The following is a 25,408-nucleotide window of genomic DNA, read 5'->3' as shown; positions in this document are numbered from 1 at the left end:
CTGCCCGGTCCGGGTCACTCCCCGGGTGCGGGGGGCAGCAGGGCCGAGAGCCCGCCCCAGGCCAGCACGGTGAGCTGGTCGACCAGGTCGGCGGCGGTGACGCTGCGCTCGGTGGACCACCAGTGCGCGGCCAGCTGCACCATGCCGACCACGCCGTAGGCCCAGGTCTGGGTGCCCTCGGGGCTGCGGCCCAGCGAGGTCAGCCGCTCCCCCATCACCCAGGCCAACGCCTCGGCCACCTCGCGCTCGGTCTGCGCGACCAGGTCGGCCCGCCCGGACCGGCCGGCCTGGGCGTAGGCGAACCGGTACAGCGCCGGCTCCTCCTCGATGATCGCCACGAACGCCGCGACGACGGCGCGCAGCCGGTCGCGGTCGGTGGCCCGGTCGATGGCCAGCTCGCCGAGCAGGCGGGGCAGCAGGATCTCGGTGCTGATCTGCTCCAGGACGGCGTCGACCAGCTCGTCCTTGTCGGTGAAGTACCGGTAGAGCACCGTCTTGCTGACCCCGGCGGTGCGGGCGACGTCGTCGACGGCCAGCTCCGGGCCGGTGCGGCGGACCGACTCGACGGCTGCGGTGACGAACTCGACCCGCCGGACGCGGCGGTGCTCGGTCCAGCGCGAGGAGCGCCCGTCGGATCGGCCGGTGGTCGTCACGGTCGGTCATCCTCCCATCCGCGACGCCTGCTCCATGTGTACGGACGTACGCATCGTCGGCTACCGTGGCCGGGTGACCGACGAGCGGACCATGCGGGACCGGATGCTGGCCGGCGAGGAGTACATCGCCGACGACCCCGACCTGGCGCGGGAGAACGCCCGCGCCCAGGCGCTGACGCACGCCTACAACACCGCCGACCCCACCGACCGCGGCCGGCTGCGGGAGCTGATGACCGAGCTGCTCGGCTCCTTCGGGGAGGGCAGCACCATCCTGCCGCCGTTCCGCTGCGACTACGGCTACCGCACCACCGTCGGGGCGCGGGTGTTCGCCAACTTCGGCCTGGTCTGCCTGGACGTCGGCCCGGTCACCATCGGCGACGACGTCCAGATCGGGCCCGGCGTGCAGCTGCTCACCCCGACCCACCCGGTCGACCCGGTGCGCCGCCGCGAGCGGTGGGAGGGCTCGGCGCCGATCACGATCGGGGACAACGTGTGGCTGGGGGGCGGGGTCGTCGTCCTGCCGGGCGTGACCATCGGCCACGACACCGTGGTGGGCGCCGGCTCGGTGGTCACCCGGGACCTGCCGCCGCGGGTCGTGGCGGTGGGCAACCCGGCGCGGGTCGTCCGCGAGCTGGACGCGTGAGCAGCGCCCGGCGCTTCGACCCCGACCGCCGCGACCGGCTCGTCGACGTGACCATCGAGGTGATCGCCGAGCACGGCCTCGCCGGGCTCACCGCCCGCCGCATCGCCACCGCGGCCGACGTCCCGCTGGGGTCGGTGACCTACCACTTCGAGGGCCTGGACGACCTGGTCCGCGCCGCCTTCACCCGGCACGCGCAGCGGATGGCCGAGCTGTTCCGCGCGCACTTCGCCGTCGCCACCGACCGGGGCTCGATGCTGGACGCGGCCACCGACTTCGTGCTGCGCGGCCACCTGGCCACCCAGCGCCAGTGGGCCATCGCCTACGAGCTCTACCTGGCCGCGCTGCGCGACCCCGCCCTGCGCGAGGTCACCGAGGACTGGATGCGCAGCAGCCGGGAGACCCTCCAGCGGGTCCTGGACCCCGAGCTGGCCCGCGCCCTGGACGGCGTCATGGAGGGCCTGACCATGCACGCGATCCTCACCACCGCTCCGCCCACCCGCGAGGAGACCCGCACCGTGCTCGCCCGTGTCCTGCAGGTCGCCCCGTGACCGCACCCGCCCGCCCGGGCACGCAGCTGCGCCGGGCCCGGGTGGCGGTGGCCACCTGCTTCGCGCTCAACGCGGTCTTCTACGCCAACTTGGTGCCGCGGCTGCCCGAGCTGCGCGACGACGTCGGGCTCTCCAACGCCGCCCTCGGGACGGCGCTGGCGGCCGCGCCGCTCGGTGCCCTGCTGATGGGGCCCGTGGCCGCCGTGCTCATCGGCCGCTGGGGGTCGGGGCCGGTGGCCTCCCTCGGGCTGGTCGGCCTGGGCGTCGGGGTGGCCGGGGCGGCCGCGGCGCCGTCCTGGTGGGTGCTGGCGGCGGCGCTGTTCGTGGTCGGCGTGCTGGACACCGTCGTCGACGTGGCGCAGAACGCCCACGGCCTGCGGGTGCAGCGCGGCTACGGCCGGTCGATCCTCAACGCCCTGCACGGGCTCTGGAGCCTGGGCGCGGTCGCCGGCGGCCTGCTCGGCTCGGTGGTGGCCGGCCTCGGCGTCCCGCTCGAGGTGCACCTCGGGGTGTCCGCGGTGGTGTTCGGCGCGGTGGCGGTCGCCGTCCGGGCCTGGATGCTGCCCGGCCCGGACACCGCCGCCGACGTCCCGTCCGTGGCACCGGAGGCCTCCGGCGGGGGCCGGGCCTGGCGGCGGGCGGCCGGCACGCTGGCCGTGCTCGGTGCGCTGGCCGCGGCCGGGGCGTTCGTGGAGGACTCCGCGGCGTCCTGGAGCGCCATCCGGCTGCGCGACGACCTCGGCGCGACCGTCGTCGTGGCGGGGCTGGGGTTCGTGGCCTTCCAGGTCGCGATGACGGCCGGCCGGCTGACCGGTGACCGCGTGGTCGACCGGTTCGGCCAGCGGGTGGTGGCCCGGGTCGGCGGGGCGGTGATCGCGGCCGGGTTCGGCCTCGCGCTGGGCTTCCCGTCGGTGCCGACCACGCTGCTCGGGTTCGTCCTGGCCGGCGTCGGCGTGGCCACCCTGGTGCCGGCGGTGTACGCCGCCGCCGACGCGCTGCCGGGCCTGCCGCCCGGGGTGGGGCTGACCGCGGTGAACCTGCTGCTGCGCATCGGCTTCCTGGTCTCGCCGCCGCTGATCGGTCTGCTCGCCGACGCCGCGGGCCTGCGGGTCGGCCTGCTCACCGTCGTGGTGGCCGGCGTCGTGGTCCTCGTGCTCGGCCGGTCGCTGCGGGCCCGGGTAACCTGAGCTCAGCGTCCCGGGGCGGGGTCGGCCAGCGCGGCGACCACGCCGAGCAGCACCAGGCCGGTGACCGGGGCGGCGACCACCCAGGGCGCCCGCTCCAGGTAGCCGGTGGTCTCGGCCAGCGCCCGGCCCCACTCCGGGGACTCCGCGCCCGCGCCCAGCCCGAGGAAGGACAGCCCGGCCAGCGCCAGCGACGCGTGGGGCACCCGGACCAGCGCGTGCCGCACCACCGGCGGGCCGACGACCGGCAGCAGGTGCCGGCGCAGCACGTGCCACCGGCCCGCTCCCCCGGCCACCGCGGCGACGTGGAAGCCCGACGCCCGCGCCTGCGCGGCCAGCGTGCGGGTGTGCACGGCCAGCGGGATCCAGCCGACCAGCGCCACCGCGACGCACGCGGCCAGCAGGCCGGGCCCGGCCACCGCGGCCACGACGATCCCGACCACCACCGCGGGCAGCGCGTTGAGCACGTCGGCCGGGCCGGAGCGGCCCCCGCGCCCGAGCAGCCCGACGGCCAGCCCGACCCCCAGCGCCACCGCGGCGAGGACGGCGGCCAGGCCCACCGACAGCAGCGCGCCGTGGCCGAACCGGGCCAGCACGTCACGGCCCAGCGGGTCGGCACCCAGCGGCAGCGCCCAGGACGGCGGGGCCAGCCGGCGGCCGACGTCCTGGGCGGACGGGTCGCGCAGCAGCCCGGCGACCACCGCGACCGCGAGCACCCCGGCGACGGCGACCGCCACCCGCTGAGGCCGGCGCCCGGCCCGGGCGGTCTCCGGGGTGAACCCGCTGGTCGCCAGGGCCGGGCCGAGCAGCAGCCGGTGCGCCAGCACCCCGCCACCGCCGACCAGCAGCCCGATCGCGACCAGCAGCACGACGGCGGCCTGCACCACCGGCACGTCCTGGGCCAGCGCGGCCGAGAGCGCCACCCCGCCGAGCCCGGGGACGTCGAAGACCGCCTCGACCACCGCGGCGGCCCCCAGCGTGCCGACCAGGAGCAGCAGCACCTGCGGGACGACCACGCCGACCGCGCGGCGGCCCAGCGCGGCGGCCGTCGTCCGCCGCGCGACGCCGGCGGCCCGCCAGGTGCGCACCCAGGACTCCCCCGCCGTCGCCGCGACCGCCCCGGCCAGCAGCCGGGCCAGGACGCCGGCCGCGGGGAGGGCCAGGGCCAGCACCGGCAGCACCAGGTGCTCGGGCCCGGTGAACCCCGAGGTGGGCAGCAGCCCCCAGCCGACGGCGACGACGGCGACCAGCAGCACGGCCAGCACGAACTCCGGCAGCGCGGAGAGGGCCCCGCCCAGCGCCGCCCCGGGCCCGCCGCCGCGCAGCCGGCCGTCGGCGGCGCGCAGCAGCGCCGGGACGGTGAGCAGCCCGGCCAGCAGCAGCGCGACGACCGACGCGGTGCCGGCCAGGGTCAGCGAGATGCCCAGCGCGGGCAGCACGGTGTCCGCGACCGGGGTGCGCGACACCCACGACGTCCCGAGGTCGCCGGTGGCCAGCCGGCCGAGGAAGCCGAGGGTGCCGGTGACCGGGTCGGCGGGCAGGTCGAGGGTGTCGCGCACCGCCTGCAGCGCCGCGGCGTCGGGGGCGCCCTCCTCCTCCCGGGCGCGCAGCACCGCGCGGGCCGGGTCGGTGCCGGACAGCCACGGCAGCGCACCGACCAGCAGCGCCGTGCCGACGACCGCGCCGAGGACCTCCGCCGCCCGCCGGACGACGGTGGCGGTCACCGGCCGGGGCTGGTGGCGACGGTGACGACCTGCCGCTCGAACGGGTCGTCGCCCACGCCCTGCACGCCGGCGGCCACACCGGTGCGGCTCTGCTCGTGCAGCACCGGCACCACCGCGCCGGTGGACAGCACCTGGGCCTCGATGTCGGCGGCGGCCTGGCGGCGCTCGCGCGGGTCGGTCAGCCCGGCCGCGGTGGCGACGGCGGCGTCCACGGCCGGGTCGCACAGCCGGGCCAGGTTGTAGCCGCCCTCGCAGGTCCAGTCGGTGCCGAAGTAGCCGACCGGGTCGCCGGTGTCCAGCAGCGTCAGCCGGCTGCCGAGCACCGCGTCGAAGGCGCCGGCCAGCAGGTCGGGCTCGAGGGTGGCGTAGGTCTGCACGACCACCTCGACGGTGAACCCGGCGGCGCGCAGCTGCTCGGCGAGCACGGCCGCGGCCTCCGGGAGCTCGGGCCGGTCGTCGTAGGTGGCCAGCCGGATGCCGGCCCCGGCCGGGTCGCCGGCCGCGGGCAGCACCGGTGCGGTGCGGGCGGCGCTGCCGAGGGTGTCGTCGGTGAGCAGGCCCGGTGCGGTGTCGGCCTGGCCCTCGAAGACGCCGTCGACGACCGCGCCGGGGTCGACCGCGGCCACCGCGGCGGCCCGCAGCGCGGGGTCGGCGAACACCCCGGAGGCGGTGTTGAGCTGGAGCGCGGTGACCCGCGGCAGCGACGTGGTGACCACCCGCTGCTCGTCGGTCAGGGTGGGCAGCGCGGCGATCGGCACGCCCTGCACGACGTCGAGCTCGCCGGCGCGCAGGGCCGAGGTGCGGGCGTCGGCGTCGTCGACGAACCGGACGTCGAGGCCGTCGGCGGCGGGCGGGCCGCCCCAGTAGGCGTCGGCGGCGTCGAGGGTGGCCGACTGCGTGCCCTGCACCGCGGTGATCGCGTAGGGCCCGGTGCCGTGGCCCACCGGGTCGGGGGCGGCCGGGTCGGCGTAGGCCGCCGGGGACAGCACGACCAGCGACGGGGCCCCCAGCCGCTGCACCAGCAACGGGTCGGCCTGGGCGGCCTGCACCTGCACGGTGTCGTCGTCCACGGCGGTGGCGACCAGGCCCACGTCGCGCAGCACCCGCACCCCCGGGTCGGCGGCCGCGGCGGCGTTCAGCGACCCGGCGACGGCCTCGGCGTCCATCGGGGTGCCGTCGTGGAAGACCACGCCGTCGCGCAGCTCCAGCAGCGCCGTCCGGTCGTCGGTGAACTCCCAGGACTCGGCGAGCTGCGGCTCGGCGGCGCCGGAGGCGTCGAAGGTCACCAGCGTCTCCGCGGCGCCCACCCGGGTGAGCAGCAGCGCGTCGTCGGTGTACGGGGACAGCGCGGCCACCGGCGGGAAGCTCAACGCGACCCGCAGCCGGTCGGCGGCGTCCGCACCGCCGTCACCGCCGGAGGGGGCGAAGCACCCACCGGCGAACAGGGCGGGGACGGCGAGCAGGGCGGTGCGGCGCTTCACGGGGCTCCTACGGTCTCGAGGGCGGGGGCGGTGCGGCGGGTGAGCAGCCACAGCCCGACCGCCGAGGCGGCGGGCAGGGCGGCGAGGACGAGCCAGGGAACGGCGGCGGCCGGCCGTGGTTCGGTGGCCAGGTCGAGCAGGGCGCCGACGCCGGTGCTGCCGACCAGGACGGCGAGCCCCCCGGCGGAGGCCAGGACGCCGAAGTGCGCGCCCAGCCGCTGCTCGCCGGCCAGCCGCGGGACGAGGTCCTGCGCGACGGGGACGGCGACCATCTGGCCGAGGTAGAGCAGCAGCGCGAACCCGACCGCGGGAGCCAGCGCCCAGACCCCGGGCGGCGGGGCGGCCGGGGCGGCGACGGCGACCACCAGGAACGAGGCGCTCATCAGGGCGAACCCCAGCGGCAGCGCCCGGGCGGGACCCAGGCGGCGGGCCCGGACGGTGATCGGCAGCTGGAGGAGCAGCACGCTCACCGCGGCGGCGACGAACATCCAGCCCAGCGCGCCCTGCGAGCCGGTGGCGCGGTCGAGCTCGACGGGCAGGGCGAGGTAGAGCTGGTTGTAGGAGAGCAGGTAGGTGCAGTAGCAGGCGGTGAAGGCCAGGAACCGGCGGTTGCGCAGCACCTGGCCCCACCCGGCGGTGACGGGCTCGACCGGCCCGGTGCCGGTGCGCAGGTCCCGCGGCAGCAGCAGCACGTGCGCCACGAGGACGACGACGAACACCCCGGCGGCGACCACGCAGGTGACGGCGAAGGGCACGCCGAGCAGCAGCGCGCCCAGCACCGGGCCGGTGACCGAGCCGAGCTTGGAGGCGACGGCGTCCAGGCCGAACACCTCGGCGCGGGTGGCCACCCCCGCCTCTTCCAGCCGGCGGCCCTGGTCGGCCAGGGCCGACTCCACCGCCGGGGAGAACAGCGCGGCGGCGAACCCGACCAGCACGACGCCCACCAGGACCCCGGCCAGGCTCTCCACGACGGCCAGGACGCCGAACCCGGCGATCCGGATCGCGCAGCCGGTCACCACCACCGGCTTGACCCCGAACCGGTCGGTCAGCCCGCCGCCCAGGAAGAACAGGCCCTGCTGGCTGAACGTGCGGATGCCGAGCACCAGCCCGATCACCCCGCCCGCCAGCGCCAGGTCCTCGGCCAGGTGGACGGCGAGGAAGGGCACCACCAGGTAGAAGCCGACGTTGAAGGCCAGCTGGCTGGCCAGCAGCAACCGCGGCACGGCGGGCAGCCGGCGCACCAGGACCCAGGGCGCCCAGCTCATGCCGGCGCCGGGGCGAGGGCGGGGACGGCGTCCAGCAGCCCGGCGGTGACCCCGGAGGCGGGGGCGGTGAACACCTGCGCGACCGGGCCCTGCTCCACCACCCGGCCGGCGTCGAGCACCAGCACCCGCTCGCACAGCCGCTGCACCACCCCGAGGTCGTGGGAGACCACCACCAGGGCCAGGCCCGCCGCCGCGGACAGCTGGGCGAGCAGGTCGACCACCTGCAGCCGGACCACCCCGTCCAGCGCGCTCACCGGCTCGTCGGCGACGAGCACGTCGGGCCGGGGCGCCAGGGCGCGGGCGATCGCCAGCCGCTGCCGCTGGCCGCCGGAGAACTCGTGCGGCCAGCGGCGGGCGGCGTCGGGCTCCAGGCCCACGGCGACCAGCAGCTCGGCCACCCGCGCGCCGTGGTCGCCGGGCACCCGCAGGCAGGCCAGCGGTTCGGCGACCGCCTGGCCGACCCGCATCCGGGGGTTGAACGACCGGCCCGGGTCCTGCGGCACGGTCTGCACCCGGCGGCGGAACCAGCGCAGCGACCGCGGGGAGCCGGGGCGCACCGGGCGGCCGTCGAGGGCGACGGTGCCGGCGTCGGGGGTGTCCAGGGCCAGCAGCAGCCGGGCCAGGGTGGACTTGCCCGACCCGGACCCCCCGACCACGGCGAGCCGCTCGCCGGCCCGCAGCTGCAGGGAGACGCCGTCCAGCGCCGTCGTGCCGCGGTACCGGTGGACGAGCCCGCGGGCCTGGAGGAGCGGCTCGGTCACCGGGTCACCGCCAGCTCGCGGGCGGCGGTGACCACGTCGGCCAGCCGCGGGTCGGCGAGCACCTCGGCCACCGGGCCGTCGGCGACCAGCCGGCCGGCGTCGAGCACCAGCAGCCGGCTGCACAGCCGCGCCGCGACGGCGAGGTCGTGGGTGACCAGCAGCAGCCCGGCGCGGTCGGGGCCGGTGACCCGGTCCAGCAGGTCCAGCACGCCGGCCTGCACGGTGGGGTCCAGGGCGGAGGTGGGCTCGTCGGCGACCAGCAGCCGGGGGGCGCCGACCAGCGCCATCGCCAGCGCCACCCGCTGCCGCTGGCCGCCGGAGAGCTGGCCGGGGAAGCGCCGGCCGGTGCCGGTCAGGCCGACCTCGGCCAGCAGGGCGTCGGCCCGGCGGGCGGCCCGGGCCCGGCCGACCCCGCGGGCGCGCAGGGGCAGCGCGACCTGGCGGCCGACCCGGGTCAGCGGGTCCAGCGCGGTCCCGGGGTCCTGCGCGACCAGGGCGGTGGCCCGCCCGCGCAGCGGCCGCCAGGTGGCCGGGCCGGCGCCGACGACCTCGGTGCCCTCGACCAGCACGCTGCCGGTGACCGCCAGGCCGGGCGGGGTCAGCCCGAGCAGGGCGGCGACCAGCTGGGACTTGCCGGCCCCGGAGGAGCCGACGACGCCGACCCGCTCCCCGGGGGCGAGGTCGAAGGACAGACCGTCCAGCAGCCGTCGGTCGGGCAGGGCGACGGACAGGTCGTGCACGCGCAGCACTCAGCAGCCTCTCGGACGGGGACGGACCCGACCCTAACTGCGAAACGTTCGCATCAATGACTGCGCATGCGGTCAACCAGCCAGCTGCGTGGCGTACAGGCAGATGCCGGCGGCGACGGCGAGGTTGAGCGACTCGGCCCGGCCGCGCATCGGCACCCGCACCCGGTGGTCGGCCAGCGCGGCCAGCGCGGGGTCCAGGCCGCGGGCCTCGTTGCCGAACAGCCACAGCACGGGGCCGGCCAGCAGACCGGCCTGCCCCGCGGCGGGCAGGGTGACCTCGCCGTCCCCGGCGGCGGCCAGCACCGTCACCCCGGCGGCCCGGACGTCGGCCAGCAGCGGCTCGAGGGGGGCGCTGCGCACGACGTCGAGGTGGAACAGGCTGCCGGCGCTGGAGCGCACGGTCTTGCCCTGGAACGGGTCGGCCGACCCGGCGCCGAACACCACGGCACCGGCACCGCAGGCGTCGGCGGTGCGCAGCACGGTGCCGGCGTTGCCCGGGTCGTTGAGCTCGGCCAGCGCCACCGCCAGCCGGGGCGGCGCGGTGGCCAGGGTCGCTGCGGGGACGTCGCGCAGCGGGCAGACCGCGACCAGGCCCTGCGGGCTGGCGGTCTCGCTCAGCCCGGCTGCGGCCTTCTCGGTGACCAGCCGCACGGGCGCCCCGGCCAGCAGGTCGGCGTGCGCGGCGGCGGCGGCCTCCGTGGCGAACAGCTCGGTGACCACGCCCGCGGCCAGCGCCTCGGACACCGCCTGCCGGCCCTCGGCGAGGAAGGCCCCGGCGGCGTCCCGGCCGGCCCGGCGGGTCAGCTTGCGGGCCGCGGCCACGCGGCCGCTGCGCTCGGTCAGCAGCTCGGTCATGCGGTCCCTCCCCGGACGTGCGACGACGCCGCCACCCCGGTGGGGGTGACGGCGTCGTCGGGGTCCTGCGTCAGGCGGCGGCGACGCCGGTCTGGTTCGGCGCGGCGGCCACGGCGGCGCGGGCGGCCTCCACCAGGGCGGTGAAGGCGGCCGGCTCGTTCACCGCGAGCTCGGCCAGGACCTTGCGGTCGAGGTCGATGCCGGCGAGCTTGAGGCCCTGCATGAACCGGTTGTAGGTCATGTCGTTGCTGCGGGCCGCGGCGTTGATGCGGGTGATCCACAGCTTGCGGAAGTCACCCTTGCGCACCTTGCGGTCGCGGTAGGCGTAGGTCGCCGAGTGGAGCACCTGCTCCTTGGCCTTGCGGTACAGCCGCGACCGCTGGCCCCGGTAGCCGCTGGCGGCCTCCAGGGTCGTCCGACGCTTCTTCTGGGCGTTGACCGCCCGCTTCACGCGTGCCACGTGAGTACTCCTCTAGATCGGTAAGGGGGTGGGGGCGGTCAGAGACCGAGCAGCTTCTTCATCCGCGGCGCGTCGGCCGGCGACAGCACCTCGGAGCCCTTCACCCGGCGCTTGCGCGAGGAGGACTTCACCTCGAACTTGTGCTGGTTGTTCGTGTGCTCGCGGACGAGCTTCCCGGAGCCGGTCACGCGGATGCGCTTGGCGGTGCCCTTGTGGGTCTTGTTCTTCGGCATGATGGGTCCTTCTGGGTGTCTGGGTCTGGGCCGGGCCGTCAGGCCTGGTCGGCCTCGACCGGGTCCATGGGGGCGGGCTTCGGCGGGGCCTGGGGCGCCAGCGGTGCGGCGTCCTCGGCCTCGGTGGCCCTGGCCTTCTTCCGCTCCGCGGTCCGGTCCTGCTGCGCCGCCTGGTTCCGGTGCGGCGCGATGACCATGACCATGTTGCGGCCGTCCTGCTTGGGGTTGGACTCCACGACGCCGAGGTCGGAGACGTCGCCGGCCAGACGCTGCAGCAGCCGGTAGCCCATCTCGGGGCGGGACTGCTCGCGACCGCGGAACATCACCGTGATCTTGACCTTGTCGCCGCCCTTGAGGAAGCGGACGACGTGGCCCTTCTTGGTCTCGTAGTCGTGCGGGTCGATCTTCAGCCGCAGGCGCATCTCCTTGATGACGGTCTGCGACTGGTTCCGACGGGCCTCGCGCTCCTTCTGCGCGGCCTCGTACTTGAACTTCCCGTAGTCCATGAGCTTCACGACGGGCGGCCGGGCCATGGGAGCGACCTCGACGAGGTCGAGCTCGGAGTCCTGGGCCAGGCGCAGCGCCTCGCCGATGGAGACGATGCCGACCTGCTCACCCTCGGGTCCGACCAGGCGGACCTCGGGGACGCGGATGCGGTCGTTGATGCGGGGCTCGGTGATGGCCTCTCCTCTTCGTTCTGCGACGAGGAGTCAGCGTCCCGACCCGAAGAAGGGCCCTCGACCCGCGCAGGGCGGGGAGGGCCGAGGGGCCGGCGGACCGGCCCCGCACTTCAGGTGACCTGGCCGCCCGGGGGGCGTCAGGTGGGAGCGGGCTCCTCTTGGACGCCGACCCGGGGCGGGGTCGGCGTGGTGGTGCGCCTCATGTAGCGGGGTGAGGTGCCTCCGAGCGTACCCCGTCGGCCCGGCTGGCGGCCAGCAGGGTGCGCATGCCCTCGACCGCGCGCACCGCCCGCTCGCCGTCGGCGGCCTGCACGGCCAGCACCGAGAGCTCGTCGTCGTCGACCAGCAGCAGCGACGCCCAGGGCGAGTTCTCGTCGAAGCGGACCGCCCGGACCGCCGACCACGGCAGCGTGTGGGTGCCGACGATGTTGCGCACCCGCACCCCGGACGCGTCGGCGTCGACCCGCGCGCGGGAGAGGTAGACCGTGGCCGCGGCCATCGCGATGCCCAGCCCGGTGGTGGCCACCTGGTCGGAGGTGCGGAAGGCGATCACCCCGGTGGTGTGCGTCTTGAGCAGGATCGACACCACCAGCATCACGGTGAAGATCACCGCCGCCATCAGGCCGCACATGATGCGCTGGCGGCGGGGGGTGGCGGTCACCGTCGTGGTCGCGGGGCTGCTCACGCGCCCCAGTGTCCCACTGGCAGAGTCGCGCCCGTGAGCAGCAGCGAGAGCCCCGGCACCGAGGTCACCGGCACCCTGCAGCACGCCGCCTGGCAGGCCCGCGAGCTGCCGCCGGTGGAGGAGGTGCGGCCCGGTCTGTGGTCGGTGCCGGTGCCCATCCCGCACAACCCGCTGCGCTACGTCTCCGCGTACGCCTTCGCCCTGGAGGGCGGCGGGCTCGGCCTGGTCGACTGCGGCTGGGAGCACGAGGCCGGCTGGACGGCGCTGACCGACGGGCTGGCCGGCATCGGCGCGGGGGTGGCCGACGTCCGGGGCGTGCTGGTCACCCACCTGCACTACGACCACCTGGGCCTGGCCGGGCGGGTGCGGGAGGCCAGCGGCGCCTGGATCGCCATGCACCCCGCCGACGGCGAGGCGGTGGCCGCCTTCTCCGGCCGGGACGCCGCCACCGCGGTGGACACCCAGGTCGAGTTCCTGGTGGGCCTCGGCGCCGACCGGGACACCGCGGTGTCCGACGTCGGCGACCCCGAGCGCTGGGAGCGGTTCCACCGGATGGCCGTGCCGGACCGCCGGCTGCTGCACGGCGATGTCGCGGACTTCCCCGGCTGGTCGCTGCGCGCGGTGCACACCCCCGGCCACACGCCGGGGCACCTGTGCTTCGACGAGGAGCGCACCGGTGTGTTCCTGTCCGGGGACCACGTGCTGCCCCGGATCAGCCCCAACATCTCGACCGTGCCCGGGGGCGCTGCGTCCCCGCTGCGCGACTACCTCGCGGCGCTGGCCGACGTGGGCGAGCGGCCGGAGCCGGCCGAGGTGCTGCCGGCGCACGAGTGGCGGTTCACCGGTCTGGCCGCGCGCACCGCGCAGCTGCGCGAGCACCACGAGCACCGGCTGGCCGAGCTGCTGGACGCCGTGCGCGCGCACCCCGGCGGCACGCCGTGGGACCTGGCCGCGCACCTGACCTGGTCGCGGCCGTGGTCGTCCTACGAGCGCGGCATGCGGGTCTTCGCGGTCACCGAGACCGACGCGCACCTGCGGGTGCTGGCCGGCCGGGGCGCCGTCGTCGGCACACCGGGGCCGGTGCCCCGCTACACCGCGGCGTGAGGCTCGCCGAGCTCGCGGACCGGGTGCGGGCCGCGCCGGCGCGGCTGGGCGGCACCCGGCTGGTGCTGGTCGACGGCCCGGCCGGTTCGGGGAAGACCACCCTCGCGCAGCGGCTGGCCGGGGCCCTGGACGCGCCGGTCGTGCACCTGGACGACCTCTACGCCGGCTGGACCCTGGACGGCGTGGTCGACCGGCTGACCCGGTGGGTGCTGGAGCCGGTCGCCGCCGGCCGGGACGCCGTCTTCGACGCCTACGACTGGCACGCCGGTGCGTTCCGGGTGCCGACGACGGTGCCGGCCGGTCCGGTGCTGGTGGTGGAGGGCTGCGGGGCCGGTGCCCGGGAGCTGGCCGACCGGGTGTCGCTGCTGGTCTGGGTGGAGGCGCCGCCGGAGGTCTGCGCGCGGCGGTGGGCCGACCGCGGCGGGGCGGCGATGACCGCCTTCCAGCCGGACTGGGCGCGGGCCGAGGCCGCCGTGTTCGCCCGGGAGGGCACCCGGGCGCGCGCCGACGTCCGCGTCGACGGCGCCCCCGCGCACGACCCCGGCCCGGACGGCGTCGCCGTCCTGGGCTGAGCGGTCAGTCGTCGTCCTGGTCGTCCCCGCCGTCGTCGTCCTGCTCGACGCCGTCGTCGCCGCCGTCGTCCTGCTGGTCCTGCACGGCGTCACCGACCCCGCCGCCGCAGGCGGTCAGGGTGCCGCCGGCGGCGAGCACGGCGGTGGTGGCGAGCAGGACGGTGAGCGGGCGCCGGATCCTCATGCCGGGATGGTGCCGTCCCGGCGGTCCCGGCGCAGCTCAGGCGGCGAGGACGGAGGCGACGAGCTCGGCGCGGCGGGCCTCGGGAACCGGCCGGCCGCGGCCGGTGATGCGCTCCCAGACCACCCCCCCCAGGACGGCGGTGACCCACTGCTGCCGGGCGCCGCTGAGCGCCTCGCCGCGGGCGCGGGCCCGGGCGCCGACGGCGCAGACCAGCTCCTCGACGGCGTCGCCGACCGCGGCCTCGACGCCGGCGCGCAGCACGCCGTCCCCGCCGGCGGCCTCGGCCACCGCGGCCACGGCGAGCTCGCCGCGGCCCAGGGGGCGGCCCCAGTGCTCCAGCGCCGCGGCCAGGTCGCCGGCGGTGCTGCCGGTGTCGCCGCGGTCGACGACCACGGGCAGCCCGGCGACCGCGGCGGCCACCAGGTGGGACAGCGACGGCCACTCCGCCTGCAGCTGCAGCACCGGCACACCCGCACGGGCGGCCACGGCGTCGAGGCGGAGGCCGTGCCAGCCGCGTTCGGCGAGCAGGTCCACGGCGGCGGCCAGCGCCGGGGGGACGACGGCGGTGGTGGGTGCGGGGAGCGGAAGCGACATGGCCGGTCCTGGTGGGGGTCCGCAGGGGTGTGGTGACCGACACATCGGCAGCCGCGCGCCGACCAGGAACGCCGTCGTCCCACGCGCCCCGTGCGCCCCACGGGCATGCTGGCGCAGGTGGACTCCCCCGCCCGGCACGGCCGCTACGCCTGGTCCCCGCTCCCCGACCGCCCGGTCTGGGACTGGCCCGACGGGAAGCGCCTCGCCGTCTACATCGGCACGAACCTCGAGGTGTTCGACTTCGGCCGCGGCCGGGGCGCCGAGCTCGCCCCGGGCGGCGGTGACCCCGACGTCCTGAACTACTCGTGGCGGGACTGGGGCAACCGGGTCGGCGCCTGGCGGCTGCTGGAGACCCTCGACGCCCTCGGCCTGCCCACCTCGGTGATCGCCAACAGCCGGGTGCTCGAGGAGTGCCCGGGGCTGGTGGAGGCGTTCCTGGCCCGCGGCGACGAGCTGGTCGGGCACGGCCGCACCAACGCCGAGCGGCAGGCCGACCTGTCCGAGGACGACGAGCGGGCGCTGATCGCCGAGGCCACCGCGGTGTACGCCGACCGCGCCGGCCGCCGTCCGGCCGGGTGGCTGGGGCCCTGGATCTCGCAGAGCCACGTCACCCCCGACCTGCTGGACGAGGCCGGCTACGACTACCTGCTGGACTGGGCGCACGACGACCAGCCCACCTGGTTCGCCACCCGCTCGGGGCGGATCCTGTCGGTGCCCTACCCGCAGGAGCTCAACGACATCCCGGCCGTGGTGGCCCGGCAGGTGTCCGGGCAGGGGTTCGCCGACATGGTGGTGGCCACGTTCGACGAGCTGCTGGAGCAGTCCCGCTCCGCGCCGCTGGTCATGGGCATCGCCGTGCACCCCTACGTGGTGGGCCACCCGCACCGGCTGCGGCCGCTGCGCGCGGCACTGGCGCACGTCGCGGCCCACCGGGACGACGTGTGGCTGACCACCGCCGGGGCGGTCGCGGCGCACGCGGCCGCCGTGCTGCCCTGACACACCGCCGGAACACGCACCCGACACCATGGGAGCCGTGACCGAGAGCGTGGACGTCCCGCCCCTGGCCGGGTACACGGTGGCCGTCACGGCGGCCCGCCGCGCCGAGGAGCTCACCGCACTGCTGGACCGCCGCGGCGCCCGGGTGGTCTCCGCCCCGGCCATCCGCATCGTGCCGCTCGCCGACGACGCCCAGCTGGTCGCGGCCACGAAGGAGGTGCTGCGCGCGCCGGTGGACCTGGTGGTGGCCACCACCGGCGTCGGCTTCCGGGGCTGGCTGGAGGCCGCCGAGGCCTGGGACCTGCCGCTGGTCGGCCACCTCGCGGGTGCGCGGGTGCTGGCCCGCGGGCCGAAGGCGCGCGGCGCCATCCGCGGCGGCGGGCTGGTCGACGCCTGGTCGCCGGCGTCCGAGAGCTCGGCCGAGGTGCTCGAGCACCTGCTGTCGGGGGCCGAGGGGCCGCTCGAGGGCCGACGCATCGCCGTCCAGCTGCACGGGGACCCGCTGCCGGACCTGGTGACCGGCCTGCGCGCGGCCGGCGCCGCGGTGCTCGAGGTCCCCGTCTACCGGTGGGTGCTGCCCGAGGACACCGCCCCGCTGCGCCGGCTGGTGCACGTCGTGGCCGCCCGCGGGGTCGACGCCGTCACCTTCACCTCCGCCCCGGCCGCCGCCTCGACGCTGCAGGTGGCCGAGGAGGAGGGCGTGCTCGGCGGCGTCCTCGCCGCCTTCGGCGACGGGGTGCTGGCCGTCGCCGTCGGCGTCGTGACGGCCGGGCCGCTGGCGGCCGCCGGCATCCGCACGGTGCAGCCGGAGCGGGCCCGGCTGGGCGCGCTGGCCCGCGAGGTCGTCGACCGGCTGCCCGAGCGGGACCCCGTGCTGGCCGTCGGCGGCCACGTGCTGCAGGTCCGCGGGCACGCCGTCGTCCTGGACGGCCGGCTCGTGGAGCTGGCGCCCGCGCCCATGGCGGTGCTGCGGGGGTTGGTGCGCCGTCCCGGTGCGGTGGTCTCCCGCCCCGACCTGCTCGCCGGGCTGACCGGCGGGGCGGACGCGCACGCGGTGGAGATGGCGGTGACCCGGCTGCGGGCCGCGCTCGGCGCACCGGTCGTGGAGACCGTCGTCAAGCGCGGCTACCGCCTCGCCGTGTCGACCTAGACCCGCACCCGGGCGCCCGGGCGCAGGTACACCGCCCAGGTCACCGCTGTGCAGACGACGTAGAAGCCGACGAACACCAGGTAGGCGGCGTCCCCGGTCCCGGTGGTCAGGAAGGACTGCCGGAACGCCAGGTTCACCAGCACGCCGCCGAAGGCCCCGACGGCCCCGGCGATGCCGATGAGCGCCCCGGACATCCGCAGCGCCCGGCGGTCGGCCACCGCGGAGTCCTCGCCGGCGGCGACGGCGTCCATGGCCTGCACCCGGAAGATCGCCGGGATCATCTTGTAGGTCGACCCGTTGCCCAGGCCGCTGAGCACGAACAGCAGCACGAACCCGACGACGAACAGCGGCAGCGACTCCAGCCTGCTGGCGGCGAGCACCACCAGCGCGCCGACGGCCATCGCGACGAAGTTGCCGGCGGTGATGCGGGCACCGCCGAACCGGTCGGCCAGCTTGCCGCCCACCGGGCGGATCAGGGAGCCCAGCAGCGGGCCGAGCCAGGTCAGCGAGGCGGCCGCCAGCGGCGTGGCGAAGGAGTCGCTGAACTGGTTGGTGAGCACCTGGCCGAAGGCGAAGCTGAACCCGATGAACGACCCGAAGGTGCCGATGTAGAGGAACGACATGACCCAGGTGTGCTTCTCCCGGGTCGCGTCGCGCAGCGCTCGCGGCTGGTTGCTCGTGGTCGACAGGTTGTCCATGAGCAGGGCGGCGCCGACCGCGGCGGCCACGATGAAGGGGACGTAGACCAGCAGCACGATGCGCGGGTGCTCGGCGCCGGCGGTGGCCAGCACGAGCAGGCCGACCAGCTGGATCACCGGGACGCCGAGGTTGCCGCCGCCGGCGTTGAGCCCCAGCGCCCAGCCCTTCTCCCGCTCGGGGTAGAAGGCGTTGATGTTGGCCATGGAGCTGGCGAAGTTGCCGCCGCCCACGCCGGCCAGGCAGGCCACGGCGAGGAGGGTGCCGTAGGAGACGCCCGGCTCGAGCACCAGCGCGGTCGCGACGGTGGGCACCAGCAGCAGGGACGCCGAGACGATGGTCCAGTTGCGGCCGCCGAAGGTGGCGACGGCGAAGGTGTAGGGCAGCCGGACGAAGGCCCCGAGCGCGGTGGGCAGCGCGGTCAGCAGGAACTTCTGCGCCGCGACCTCCGGCGGCTCGCCGGTGAAGGTGCCGGCGGCGACGTAGGCCGGGCCGAGGAAGAGCACCATCACCGACCACAGGCTCCAGATCGAGAAGCCGATGTGCTCGGAGAACACCGAGAACCACAGGTTGCGCCGCGCGATCGGCTTGCCGGTGCTCTCCCAGAACTCCGGGTCCTCGGGGCGCCAGTCGTCGATCCACCTCCCCCCGAGGCGGGTGCGGGTGGTCGGTGCGGGGTCGGTCGCCAGGGCCATGGGGCGAGACTGGGCGTTGCGGGTGACCCCTCCGTTGCGCGCGCGGGCGACCTCTGTTCCGTTCCCCGCACCGCGGCTGACCCCTCGTGGTGAGGAGTGCTGCGGGGACGGGGCGCAGCCGGGAGGATCGCGGCGTGACCACCACCGAGCCGGGCCGTGCGCTGATCGAGTCCGGGTTCGGGATCGCCGGGTCGATGACCGGGTCGGCGGCCACCGTCGTCTACGCCCCCGACGACGCCGCGCTGCAGCTGGACGACCGGTTCGCGGCGTGCCTGCGCGGGCTGGCCGACGACCTGGCCGACGGCGGCCTGCCCCGCCGCGAGCGCGCCCGGGCCGGGGCGGCGCTGGCCTTCGCGGTGGAGCACGGGGTGTCGCTGTCCCGCCGCGACCGGCACGTGCGCGCCGACGGCTTCTTCACCGAGCGGGCCGGGGGCCGGGTGGCCGCGCGCGAGGTCGGCGAGGGCGTGCTCCTGGCCGCCCGCTCCTCGGCCGAGGAGCGCCGGGTGCGCCACCTGGGCTATCTGTTCGCCGAGGTGGTGTGCTCCCCCGACGTCGACGCCGCGCTGGCCGACCGCACGCTGCTGCTGACCCGCTCGCTGACCTGGCGGCAGCTGGCCCTGCTGGCGGCGGTGGGTCGCCGCGAGCGCGCGCCGCTGCCGCTCACCCCGCTGCCGGCCGACCCGCGCGCCTGGGTGACGTGGGGCGCGCTGGAGGACCTGGTGGAGCTGCAGCGCGCGGGCCTGCTGGACCCGCCGGTCGCCGTCCCCCGGCCCGGTGGCGCCGCCCAGCCGCGGCTGCGCCCGGCCGACCTGCGGCTGACCCGCCGCGGGGTGCTGGTGCACCGGCTCCTGGCGCTGGACTTCGTGCACCCCGACGACGTCGACGCCGCCCTCGCCGCGCTGGGCTGAGGGTCGTGCTGCAGCGTGGCTCGACCCCCGGCACGGTCCCTTGCTCCGCGCGAAGGCATCGGCCGGGAGACCTCGAGGCGGGTCAACCCCCATCTGCGACGCGGTCGAGGAAGTCGATCACCGGCGAGGTCATGGTGGCGCTGGCGTGGCCGGCGTCGCCCACGACGACCAGCTCGCTGTCCGGCCACGCACGGTGCAGGGCCCAGGCCGTGTCGAGCGGGCCACTGACGTCGAACCGTCCGTGCACCAGCAGGCCGGGGATGCCGGCCAGCCGGTGCGCGTCGCGGAGCACCTGGCCGGGTTCCAGGAAGCAGCCGTGGGCCCAGTAGTGGGTGACCACCCGGGCGATCGCCAGCTGTTCCGCCGGCGGCAGGACCGACATCGACGGTTCGTGGTCGGGGGCCAGGGAGACGTGGGTGTCCTCCCACGCGCACCAGGCCGCGGCGGCGTCGGCGCGCACCTGCGGGTCGGGGTCGTGCAGCAACCGGCTGTAGGCGGCCGACGGGTCGCCGTCCCCGACCTGGCCCGCGGCGAGGAAGGCATCGTGCTCGCGGGGGAAGACCCGGCCCATGTCACGGGTGATCCAGTCGGTCTCGCGCCGGTCGCCGTTGGTGATGGCGACCAGCGCCAGCTCGGAGACCCGCTCGGGGTGGGCCTGGGCGTAGACCAGCGCGAGGGTGACGCCCCAGGACCCGCCCCACAGCAGCCAGCGTTCGACGCCGAGGTGCTCGCGCAGCCGCTCGAGGTCCCCGACGAGGTGCTGCGTGGTGTTGGTCGACAGGTCGACCTCGGGCTCGCCGGCCCACGGCGTGCTGCGCCCGGCGTTGCGCTGGTCGAGCAGCACGATCCGGTAACGGTCGGGGTCGAACCAGCGCCGCATGCCCGGGCTGCAGCCGCCGCCGGGCCCGCCGTGCAGCACCAGCGCGGGCTTGCCGTCGGGGTTGCCGCAGGTCTCCCAGTGCAGGCGGTGCCCGTCGCCGACGTCCAGCACCCCGCTGTCGTACGGCTCGATCTCCGGGTACCGCTGGCCCATGCCGGCACCCTGCCATGCACCCGGTCCGGCGGGGTTGCCCGACATCGCTGACGGTGGCCGGCCGTCGTGTGAGCCGGCCACCGTGCTGGATGTGCGGCCCCATGCGGCCCGGGTGCGGTCAGGTCTCGACGACGAGGGCGCCGTCCTCCTCGCGGACCGGGTAGACCGCGACCGGCGGGGCGCCGGTGGGCGAGCTGCCGTCCTCCCACCGGTAGGCGTTGAGGTGCAGCGGGCAGACCACGACCGTGGCGTCGCTCTGCCCGTCGGCCAGCGGGCCACCGGCGTGCGGGCACACCGCCGCCACCGCCCGCAGCGAGCCGTCGCGCAGCCGGAACACCGCCACCGGCGTTCCCCCGGCGGTGAAGGCACGGCCCTCCCCCAGCGGCACCTCCTCGGCCCGGCCGACCACGTACGCCTGCGCGGTCGCCGTCACCGGACCGGCACCTGCGGCAGCACGGTCAGCGGCAGCGACGTCCGGAACTGCCCCGGCGACGCGGGCTCGGCGAGGTCGCGGGCCCACGGGTCGGTGTAGGCGTCGATGGAGCGCTGGATGCCCTCGTCGAGCGCGTCGCAGATGCCCTCGGAATCTTCCAGCAGCACGGCCTTGATGCGGTCCAGGCCCCAGCGGGGCACGAAGTCGTAGGTGCGCTCCAGCCAGTTGCCGTTCTCCCGGTAGAGCTGGATGAACCGGCCGATGAGCGTGAGCACTTCCTCCGTGGTGGAGACGGTGGCCAGCAGGTCGCCCTTGCGCACGGAGGCACCCGCCGCCCCGCCGACGTAGACCTCCCACCGGCCCTTGCCGGTGGCCACCACGCCGACGTCCTTCACGTAGGCCTCGGCGCAGTTCCGCGGGCAGCCGACCACGGCCATCTTGATCTTGGCCGGGCTCTCCACGCCCTGGAACCGGGTCTCGATGTCGATGCCGAGCTGGGTGGAGTCGTCCAGGCCGAAGCGGCAGAAGTCGCTGCCCACGCAGGTCTTCACCGTGCGCATCGACTTGCCGTAGGCGTAGCCCGAGGGCATGCCGAGGTCGGCCCACACCTTCGGCAGGTCCTCCTTGCGGATGCCGAGCAGGTCGATCCGCTGGCCGCCGGTCACCTTGACCATCGGCACCTCGTACTTCTCCGCGACGTCGGCGATCCGCCGCAGTTGGGCCGGCGTCGTCACCCCGCCCTTCATCTGCGGGACGACGGAGAACGTGCCGTCGCGCTGGATGTTGGCGTGCACCCGGTCGTTGACGAAGGTGGCGTCGGGCTCGGGCACGTAGTCGCTGCCCCAGATCGTCTTGAGCAGGCTGGCGAGCCCCATCTTGGACTTCGCGTCCTCCACGCCGCCCCGGGCCAGCGTGGCGAACACCGAGGAGACGCTGCGCAGGTCGTGCTCCCTGATCGCGGTGACGAGCTCGGGCTTGGGCATCGGGATGCCCGGCACGTACCAGGACGCCGACTCCTCCACCGTGAGCTCGCCGTCGGCGGCCCACTCCACGATCTGGCGCACCAGGCCCTTGCAGGAACCGCAGCCCTTGCCGGCGCGGGTGGCGTCCATGACCGACGGCAGCGAGGTGCAGCCGTCGGCCACCGCGCCGCAGATGCGGTCCTTGGACACCCCGTTGCAGTTGCACACCTGGGAGTCGCCGGGCAGCTCGGCCACGCCCACCTCGGCGTCGCCGTCGGAGAGGTCGACCAGCAGCTTGATCCGCTCGGCCGGCAGCGGGGTGCCCCGGTCGAAGGCCTGGGTGAGGAAGGCGACCTTGCGGGTGTCGCCGACCAGGGTGGCGCCGATGAGCCGGTCGTCCCGCACGACCACCGAGAGGTGCACCCCGCGCCTGGGCTCGCTGATGACCAGGAACTCGTCGGAGTCGCGCTCGGGGGTGCTCACCCCCATCACCGCGACGTCGACCCCGGCGACCTTGAGCTTGGTCGCCGTCCGGGAGCCGGTGTAGGCGGCCTCGGGGTCGGCACCGGTGAGCAGGTCGGCGAGCACGGTGGCGTGCTCCCAGGCGGGGGCGACCAGGCCGTAGACGGTGCCGCGGTGCTGCGCGCACTCCCCGATCGCGTACACGTCGGGCACGTCGGTGGCCATCCGGTCGTCGACCAGGACGGCCCGCTCCACCTCGATGCCGGACCGGACGGCGACGTCGGTGTGCGGCCGGACGCCGGCGGCCACCACGAGCAGGTCGCAGTCCAGCCGGCGGCCGTCCTTGAGCACGATCCCGGCGACCCGGTCGGTGCCGACCACCTCCGTGGCCAGCGCGCCCAGGTGGACGGCGATGCCCAGTTCCTCGACGCTGCGCCGGACCACGGCGCCGGCCTCGGCGTCCAGCTGGGCGTTCATCAGCCACTCCGCGGCGTGCACGAGCTCCACGACCATGCCCTGGGCCTGCAGCGCGCGGGCGGCCTCCAGCCCGAGCAGCCCACCGCCCAGCACGACGGCCCGGCGGTGGGTGCGGGCAGCGGCCAGCATCTGGCGGGTCTCGTCGATGGTCCGGAAGCCGACGACACCGGGCAGCAGCGACCCGTCGGCGGTGCGCACCCCGGTCATCGGCGGGATGAACGAGTGGCTGCCGGTGGCGAGCACCAGGTGGTCGTAGGGGGTGGCGCTGCCGTCGGCGGCGTGGACCACCTTGGCGACGGTGTCCACCCGTTCGACCCGCACACCGGCGCGCAGGTCGACGTCCCGGTCGGCGTACCAGTCGTGGCTGTTGAGCACGATGTCGGCCTCGTCGGCCTCCCCGGCCAGCACCGGCGAGAGCATGATCCGGTTGTAGTTGCCGTGCGGTTCGTCGCCGAAGACGGTGATCCGCAGGTGCTCGCCGCCGTCGCGCTCGAGCACCTCCTCCACGAACCGGGCGCCGGCCATGCCGTTGCCGACCACGACGAGCCGGGCCCGGGTGTCGTCGCCGTCCAGCGCGAGCGAGGTCTGCCCGGCGGTGCGGCCGCCCAGGACCGCCGTCATCAGACCTCCACCAGACCCAGGTCGACCACCAGCTCGCCGGTGGTGCCCGCCGGTGCGGCGGCGTGCAGGGACACCACCGTGCCGCCGGGCAGGTCCTCGACCACGCGCAGCGGCACGTGCACGTCGCCCTTGGCGCCGATCGGGAACCAGCGCACGGGCTCGCCGTCGCGCACCAGCAGCACGTACACCAGCTCGTCGGTCGAGTTGCCGCCGCGGAAGTAGAGCGCCTGCGCGCTGGCCCCGCTCGGCACCGTGTAGGTGAGCGCCGGGTCGACGGGGCCGGGCTTGGTCAGGCCCTCGCCGGTCAGGGGGAAGACGCCCTGCAGGAACCTCGGGGTGCTCTTCACGGCTGCGGTTCTCCTCCGGGTGGGGGTGAGCGGGGTGCGGGGTGCGGGTTCGAGGACGACGGGTACGGGCTGGGAGGTCGGGGCGGGGACCCGTTCGACGGGGCCGCCGACGCGGGCGACGGCGACCGCGCAGGTCTTGAAGGCCGGCATCCGGCTGATCGGGTCGAGCGCTGCGTCGGTGAGCGCGTTGGCGCTGGACCCGCCGCCCCAGTGGAAGGGCGCGAAGACGACGTCGGGCCGGACGGCGTCGGTGACCGTGGCGGTGAACCGGGCCTTCCCGCGGCGGGTGGTCAGCTCGACGACGTCGTCGTGCGCGATGCCGTGCCGGGCGGCGAGGTCGGGGTGCAGCTCGCACCGCGGGGCCGGGGCGACCAGCTGCAGGCTGCGCGACCGGCGGCTCTGCGTGCCCGACTGGTACTGGGCCATGACCCGGCCGGTGGTGAGCACGTAGGGGTGCTCGGCGTCCGGGGGCTCGTGGGCGCCGACGTGCTCGACGGCGACGAACCGGGCCCGGCCGTCCGGCGTCGGGAACCGGTCGAGGAACAGCCGCGGGGTGCCGGGGTGGTCCGGCGTGGGGCAGGGCCAGAAGACGCCCTGCTCGTCGTCCACCCGCGCCCAGGTGATGCCGGCGTAGTCGGCCCTGCCGCCCGCGCTGGCGCGGCCGAGCTCGGCGAACACGGTCTCCGGGTCGGCGCTGAAGTGCGCGCCGGCCCCCAGCCGGTCGGCGAGGTCGGCCAGCAGGGCCAGGTCGTCGTGGGCCTCACCGGGCGGGTCGAGGGTCCTGCGGCGCCGGATGACCCGGCCCTCCAGGTTGGTCATCGTGCCGTCCTCCTCCGCCCACATGGCGCTGGGCAGGACGACGTCGGCGAGCTCGGCGGTCTCGGAGAGGAAGAAGTCGCTGACGACCAGGAACTCCAGGTCCCGCAGACGGCTCATCACCCGGCGGGCGTCGGGGGCGGAGACGGCGACGTTGGAGGCGAGCACCAGCAGGGCGTGCACGTCCCGGCCGAGGGCGTCCAGCAGCTCGAAGGCGCTGCGCCCGGGCTGCGGCAGGCTGTCGGGGTCGACGCCCCACACCGCGGCGACGTGGGCGCGGGCGGCGGGGTCGGCGAGCATCCGGTAGCCGGGCAGCTGGTCGGCCTTCTGGCCGTGCTCGCGGCCGCCCTGCCCGTTGCCCTGCCCGGTCACGGTGCCCCACCCGCTGCCCGGGCGGCCGACGAGGCCGAGGGCCAGCGCCAGGTTGATCCACGCCTGCGCGGTGTCGGTCCCGTGGCGGTGCTGCTCGGCGCCGCGGGCGGTGAGCACGATCGCGTTCTGCGCCCCGGCCAGCGCCAGCACCACCCGCCGCATGGCGGCGACGGGGACGCCGGTGAGCCGCTCCACCCGGTCGGGCCAGGAGGCCTGCACCGAGGCGCGGACGGCGTCCCACCCGGTGGTGCGGGCGGCGACGTAGTGCTCGTCGACCAGGCCCTCGGCGACCGCGATGTGCAGCAGGCCGTTGGCCAGCGCGAGGTCGGTGCCCGGCAGCGGCGCCAGGTGCAGCTCGGCCGCGCGGGCGGTCGCCGTCCGGCGGGGGTCGACGACGAACAGCCGGCCGCCCTTCTCGCGGGAGGCGTCCAGGTACTGCATCGCCGGCGGCATGGTGTCGGCCGGGTTGCTGCCCACCAGCAGCAGGACGTCGGCCTCGCCGACGTCGGCGAGCGGGAAGGGCAGCCCGCGGTCCAGGCCGAACGCCCGGTTGGCCGCGCCGGCCGCCGAGGACATGCAGAACCGGCCGTTGTAGTCGATCTGGGAGGTGCGCAGCGCGACCCGGGCGAACTTGCCGAACTGGTAGGCCTGCTCGTTGGTCAGCCCGCCGCCGCCGAAGCAGCCGACGGCGTCGAGCCCGTGGGCCTCCTGCACGGCCCGGACCCGGGCGACGACGAGGTCGAGTGCGGCGTCCCAGGTCGTCTCCACGAACGCGCTCGACCGGTCGCCGGGCACGGCGCGCACGAGCGGGCGGGTCAGCCGCTCGGGGTGGTCCAGCAGCTCGGTCGCCGACCAGCCCTTGGAGCACAGGCCACCGCGGTTGGTCGGGAAGTCCGCCGGGACGAGGGTGGCCGGCCGGTCGCCGGCGGTGAGCGCGATGCCGCACTGCAGGGCGCAGTACGGGCAGTGGGTCTGCGTCGTCCGCGTGCGGGCGGGGACGGCGGTGAACACGTCGGCGAGCCTGCGCGGGGCGCGTTCCGCACCGGGGTCACCGGCGTCAAGCTC

Annotated in this window: 26 protein-coding genes; 8 read left to right on the top strand and 18 right to left on the bottom strand. The window is 76.3% G+C overall.

Annotation, left to right across the window (positions count from 1 at the left end):
• Positions 1 to 14: 14 nt before the first annotated feature.
• Positions 15 to 653 carry a TetR family transcriptional regulator gene (locus tag BM158_RS18930; RefSeq protein ID WP_091563114.1) on the bottom strand — a complete coding sequence of 213 codons (639 nt, stop codon included), beginning with the start codon at positions 651 to 653 and terminating at the stop codon, positions 15 to 17.
• Positions 654 to 726: 73 nt separating this feature from the next.
• Between BM158_RS18930 and BM158_RS18925 the strand changes: the two genes are divergently transcribed.
• From BM158_RS18925 to BM158_RS18915, 3 genes are read left to right on the top strand one after another with little or no spacing between them, the layout of a single operon-like run.
• Entirely contained in the window at positions 727 to 1,296 is a 570-nt protein-coding gene (locus tag BM158_RS18925) for a sugar O-acetyltransferase (protein WP_229827754.1), read from the top strand.
• Positions 1,293 to 1,844 carry a TetR/AcrR family transcriptional regulator gene (locus BM158_RS18920; protein WP_091563109.1) on the top strand — a complete coding sequence of 184 codons (552 nt, stop codon included), beginning with the start codon at positions 1,293 to 1,295 and terminating at the stop codon, positions 1,842 to 1,844. Before BM158_RS18925 ends, BM158_RS18920 begins: the two co-directional genes overlap by 4 nt.
• The gene (locus tag BM158_RS18915; protein ID WP_091563106.1) at positions 1,841 to 3,031 is read left to right on the top strand and encodes an MFS transporter; all 1,191 of its coding nucleotides are present in this window, start codon (positions 1,841 to 1,843) and stop codon (positions 3,029 to 3,031) included. Before BM158_RS18920 ends, BM158_RS18915 begins: the two co-directional genes overlap by 4 nt.
• Positions 3,032 to 3,033: 2 nt before the next feature.
• Here the strand turns inward: BM158_RS18915 and BM158_RS18910 are convergent, their stop codons facing one another.
• From BM158_RS18910 to BM158_RS18865, 10 genes are all read right to left on the bottom strand, one after another.
• Positions 3,034 to 4,752: an ABC transporter permease subunit gene (locus BM158_RS18910; RefSeq protein ID WP_091563102.1), complete on the bottom strand. Its 1,719-nt coding sequence runs from the start codon at positions 4,750 to 4,752 to the stop codon at positions 3,034 to 3,036.
• Positions 4,749 to 6,233, bottom strand: coding sequence for an ABC transporter substrate-binding protein (locus tag BM158_RS18905; RefSeq protein WP_091563098.1), 1,485 nt, complete (start codon positions 6,231 to 6,233; stop codon positions 4,749 to 4,751). The genes BM158_RS18910 and BM158_RS18905 overlap by 4 nt, the downstream gene beginning before the upstream one ends.
• The gene (locus BM158_RS18900; protein ID WP_091563094.1) at positions 6,230 to 7,498 is read right to left on the bottom strand and encodes an MFS transporter; all 1,269 of its coding nucleotides are present in this window, start codon (positions 7,496 to 7,498) and stop codon (positions 6,230 to 6,232) included. The genes BM158_RS18905 and BM158_RS18900 overlap by 4 nt, the downstream gene beginning before the upstream one ends.
• On the bottom strand, positions 7,495 to 8,259 hold the full coding sequence (locus BM158_RS18895; protein WP_091563090.1) for an ABC transporter ATP-binding protein: 765 nt from the start codon (positions 8,257 to 8,259) through the stop codon (positions 7,495 to 7,497). The genes BM158_RS18900 and BM158_RS18895 overlap by 4 nt, the downstream gene beginning before the upstream one ends.
• Positions 8,256 to 8,999, bottom strand: coding sequence for an ATP-binding cassette domain-containing protein (locus BM158_RS18890; protein ID WP_207506735.1), 744 nt, complete (start codon positions 8,997 to 8,999; stop codon positions 8,256 to 8,258). The genes BM158_RS18895 and BM158_RS18890 overlap by 4 nt, the downstream gene beginning before the upstream one ends.
• 81 nt (positions 9,000 to 9,080) lie before the next feature.
• The gene (locus tag BM158_RS18885) at positions 9,081 to 9,863 is read right to left on the bottom strand and encodes a TrmH family RNA methyltransferase (protein ID WP_091563081.1); all 783 of its coding nucleotides are present in this window, start codon (positions 9,861 to 9,863) and stop codon (positions 9,081 to 9,083) included.
• A gap of 70 nt (positions 9,864 to 9,933) precedes the next feature.
• Positions 9,934 to 10,323 (bottom strand): 50S ribosomal protein L20, encoded by a 390-nt coding sequence (gene rplT / locus BM158_RS18880; RefSeq protein WP_091563077.1) that lies wholly within the window; start codon positions 10,321 to 10,323, stop codon positions 9,934 to 9,936.
• A gap of 38 nt (positions 10,324 to 10,361) precedes the next feature.
• On the bottom strand, positions 10,362 to 10,556 hold the full coding sequence (gene rpmI / locus BM158_RS18875) for a 50S ribosomal protein L35 (RefSeq protein WP_091064823.1): 195 nt from the start codon (positions 10,554 to 10,556) through the stop codon (positions 10,362 to 10,364).
• Positions 10,557 to 10,594: 38 nt separating this feature from the next.
• Complete coding sequence (infC, locus tag BM158_RS18870; RefSeq protein ID WP_229827852.1) at positions 10,595 to 11,188, bottom strand: translation initiation factor IF-3; 594 nt, start codon at positions 11,186 to 11,188, stop codon at positions 10,595 to 10,597.
• 247 nt (positions 11,189 to 11,435) lie between these two features.
• Complete coding sequence (locus BM158_RS18865; protein WP_229827755.1) at positions 11,436 to 11,921, bottom strand: PH domain-containing protein; 486 nt, start codon at positions 11,919 to 11,921, stop codon at positions 11,436 to 11,438.
• A gap of 33 nt (positions 11,922 to 11,954) precedes the next feature.
• Between BM158_RS18865 and BM158_RS18860 the strand changes: the two genes are divergently transcribed.
• Together BM158_RS18860 and BM158_RS18855 are read left to right on the top strand one after the other, a co-directional pair.
• The gene (locus tag BM158_RS18860; RefSeq protein WP_091563071.1) at positions 11,955 to 13,025 is read left to right on the top strand and encodes an MBL fold metallo-hydrolase; all 1,071 of its coding nucleotides are present in this window, start codon (positions 11,955 to 11,957) and stop codon (positions 13,023 to 13,025) included.
• Positions 13,022 to 13,597: a uridine kinase family protein gene (locus tag BM158_RS18855; RefSeq protein ID WP_091563068.1), complete on the top strand. Its 576-nt coding sequence runs from the start codon at positions 13,022 to 13,024 to the stop codon at positions 13,595 to 13,597. The genes BM158_RS18860 and BM158_RS18855 overlap by 4 nt, the downstream gene beginning before the upstream one ends.
• Before the next feature lie 4 nt (positions 13,598 to 13,601).
• On the opposite strand, the gene BM158_RS21895 is transcribed toward BM158_RS18855, so the two are convergent.
• Both BM158_RS21895 and BM158_RS18845 read right to left on the bottom strand, forming a co-directional pair.
• Positions 13,602 to 13,781 carry a hypothetical protein gene (locus BM158_RS21895; RefSeq protein WP_091563065.1) on the bottom strand — a complete coding sequence of 60 codons (180 nt, stop codon included), beginning with the start codon at positions 13,779 to 13,781 and terminating at the stop codon, positions 13,602 to 13,604.
• 36 nt (positions 13,782 to 13,817) lie between these two features.
• Positions 13,818 to 14,375 carry a TetR/AcrR family transcriptional regulator C-terminal ligand-binding domain-containing protein gene (locus tag BM158_RS18845; protein WP_165629018.1) on the bottom strand — a complete coding sequence of 186 codons (558 nt, stop codon included), beginning with the start codon at positions 14,373 to 14,375 and terminating at the stop codon, positions 13,818 to 13,820.
• Between the two features lie 117 nt (positions 14,376 to 14,492).
• On the opposite strand from BM158_RS18845, the gene BM158_RS18840 reads away from it, so the two are divergent.
• Positions 14,493 to 15,371, top strand: a complete 879-nt coding sequence (locus BM158_RS18840; RefSeq protein ID WP_207506733.1) for a polysaccharide deacetylase family protein — start codon at positions 14,493 to 14,495, stop codon at positions 15,369 to 15,371.
• Between the two features lie 28 nt (positions 15,372 to 15,399).
• Positions 15,400 to 16,521, top strand: a complete 1,122-nt coding sequence (locus tag BM158_RS18835) for a uroporphyrinogen-III synthase (RefSeq protein ID WP_091563058.1) — start codon at positions 15,400 to 15,402, stop codon at positions 16,519 to 16,521.
• Here the strand turns inward: BM158_RS18835 and BM158_RS18830 are convergent.
• The gene (locus tag BM158_RS18830) at positions 16,518 to 17,912 is read right to left on the bottom strand and encodes an MFS transporter (protein ID WP_091563055.1); all 1,395 of its coding nucleotides are present in this window, start codon (positions 17,910 to 17,912) and stop codon (positions 16,518 to 16,520) included. The genes BM158_RS18835 and BM158_RS18830 overlap by 4 nt on opposite strands.
• Positions 17,913 to 18,046: 134 nt before the next feature.
• Between BM158_RS18830 and BM158_RS18825 the strand changes: the two genes are divergently transcribed.
• On the top strand, positions 18,047 to 18,820 hold the full coding sequence (locus BM158_RS18825; RefSeq protein ID WP_091563051.1) for a hypothetical protein: 774 nt from the start codon (positions 18,047 to 18,049) through the stop codon (positions 18,818 to 18,820).
• Positions 18,821 to 18,902: 82 nt separating this feature from the next.
• Here the strand turns inward: BM158_RS18825 and pip are convergent, their stop codons facing one another.
• The 4 genes from pip to BM158_RS18805 form a co-directional block, all read right to left on the bottom strand.
• On the bottom strand, positions 18,903 to 19,853 hold the full coding sequence (gene pip, locus BM158_RS18820; RefSeq protein ID WP_091563047.1) for a prolyl aminopeptidase: 951 nt from the start codon (positions 19,851 to 19,853) through the stop codon (positions 18,903 to 18,905).
• Positions 19,854 to 19,971: 118 nt separating this feature from the next.
• Positions 19,972 to 20,286: a Rieske (2Fe-2S) protein gene (locus BM158_RS18815; protein WP_091563043.1), complete on the bottom strand. Its 315-nt coding sequence runs from the start codon at positions 20,284 to 20,286 to the stop codon at positions 19,972 to 19,974.
• The gene (gene nirB, locus BM158_RS18810; protein ID WP_091563040.1) at positions 20,283 to 22,808 is read right to left on the bottom strand and encodes a nitrite reductase large subunit NirB; all 2,526 of its coding nucleotides are present in this window, start codon (positions 22,806 to 22,808) and stop codon (positions 20,283 to 20,285) included. The genes BM158_RS18815 and nirB overlap by 4 nt, the downstream gene beginning before the upstream one ends.
• Positions 22,808 to 25,354, bottom strand: a complete 2,547-nt coding sequence (locus tag BM158_RS18805; RefSeq protein WP_091563037.1) for a molybdopterin oxidoreductase family protein — start codon at positions 25,352 to 25,354, stop codon at positions 22,808 to 22,810. Before BM158_RS18805 ends, nirB begins: the two co-directional genes overlap by 1 nt.
• Positions 25,355 to 25,408: the final 54 nt, after the last annotated feature.

Source organism: Klenkia taihuensis, assembly GCF_900112525.1.
GTDB lineage: Bacteria > Actinomycetota > Actinomycetes > Mycobacteriales > Geodermatophilaceae > Klenkia > Klenkia taihuensis.
The sequence above is the reverse complement of the archived record's forward strand: the minus strand, read 5'-3'. Positions and strand labels throughout refer to the sequence as shown.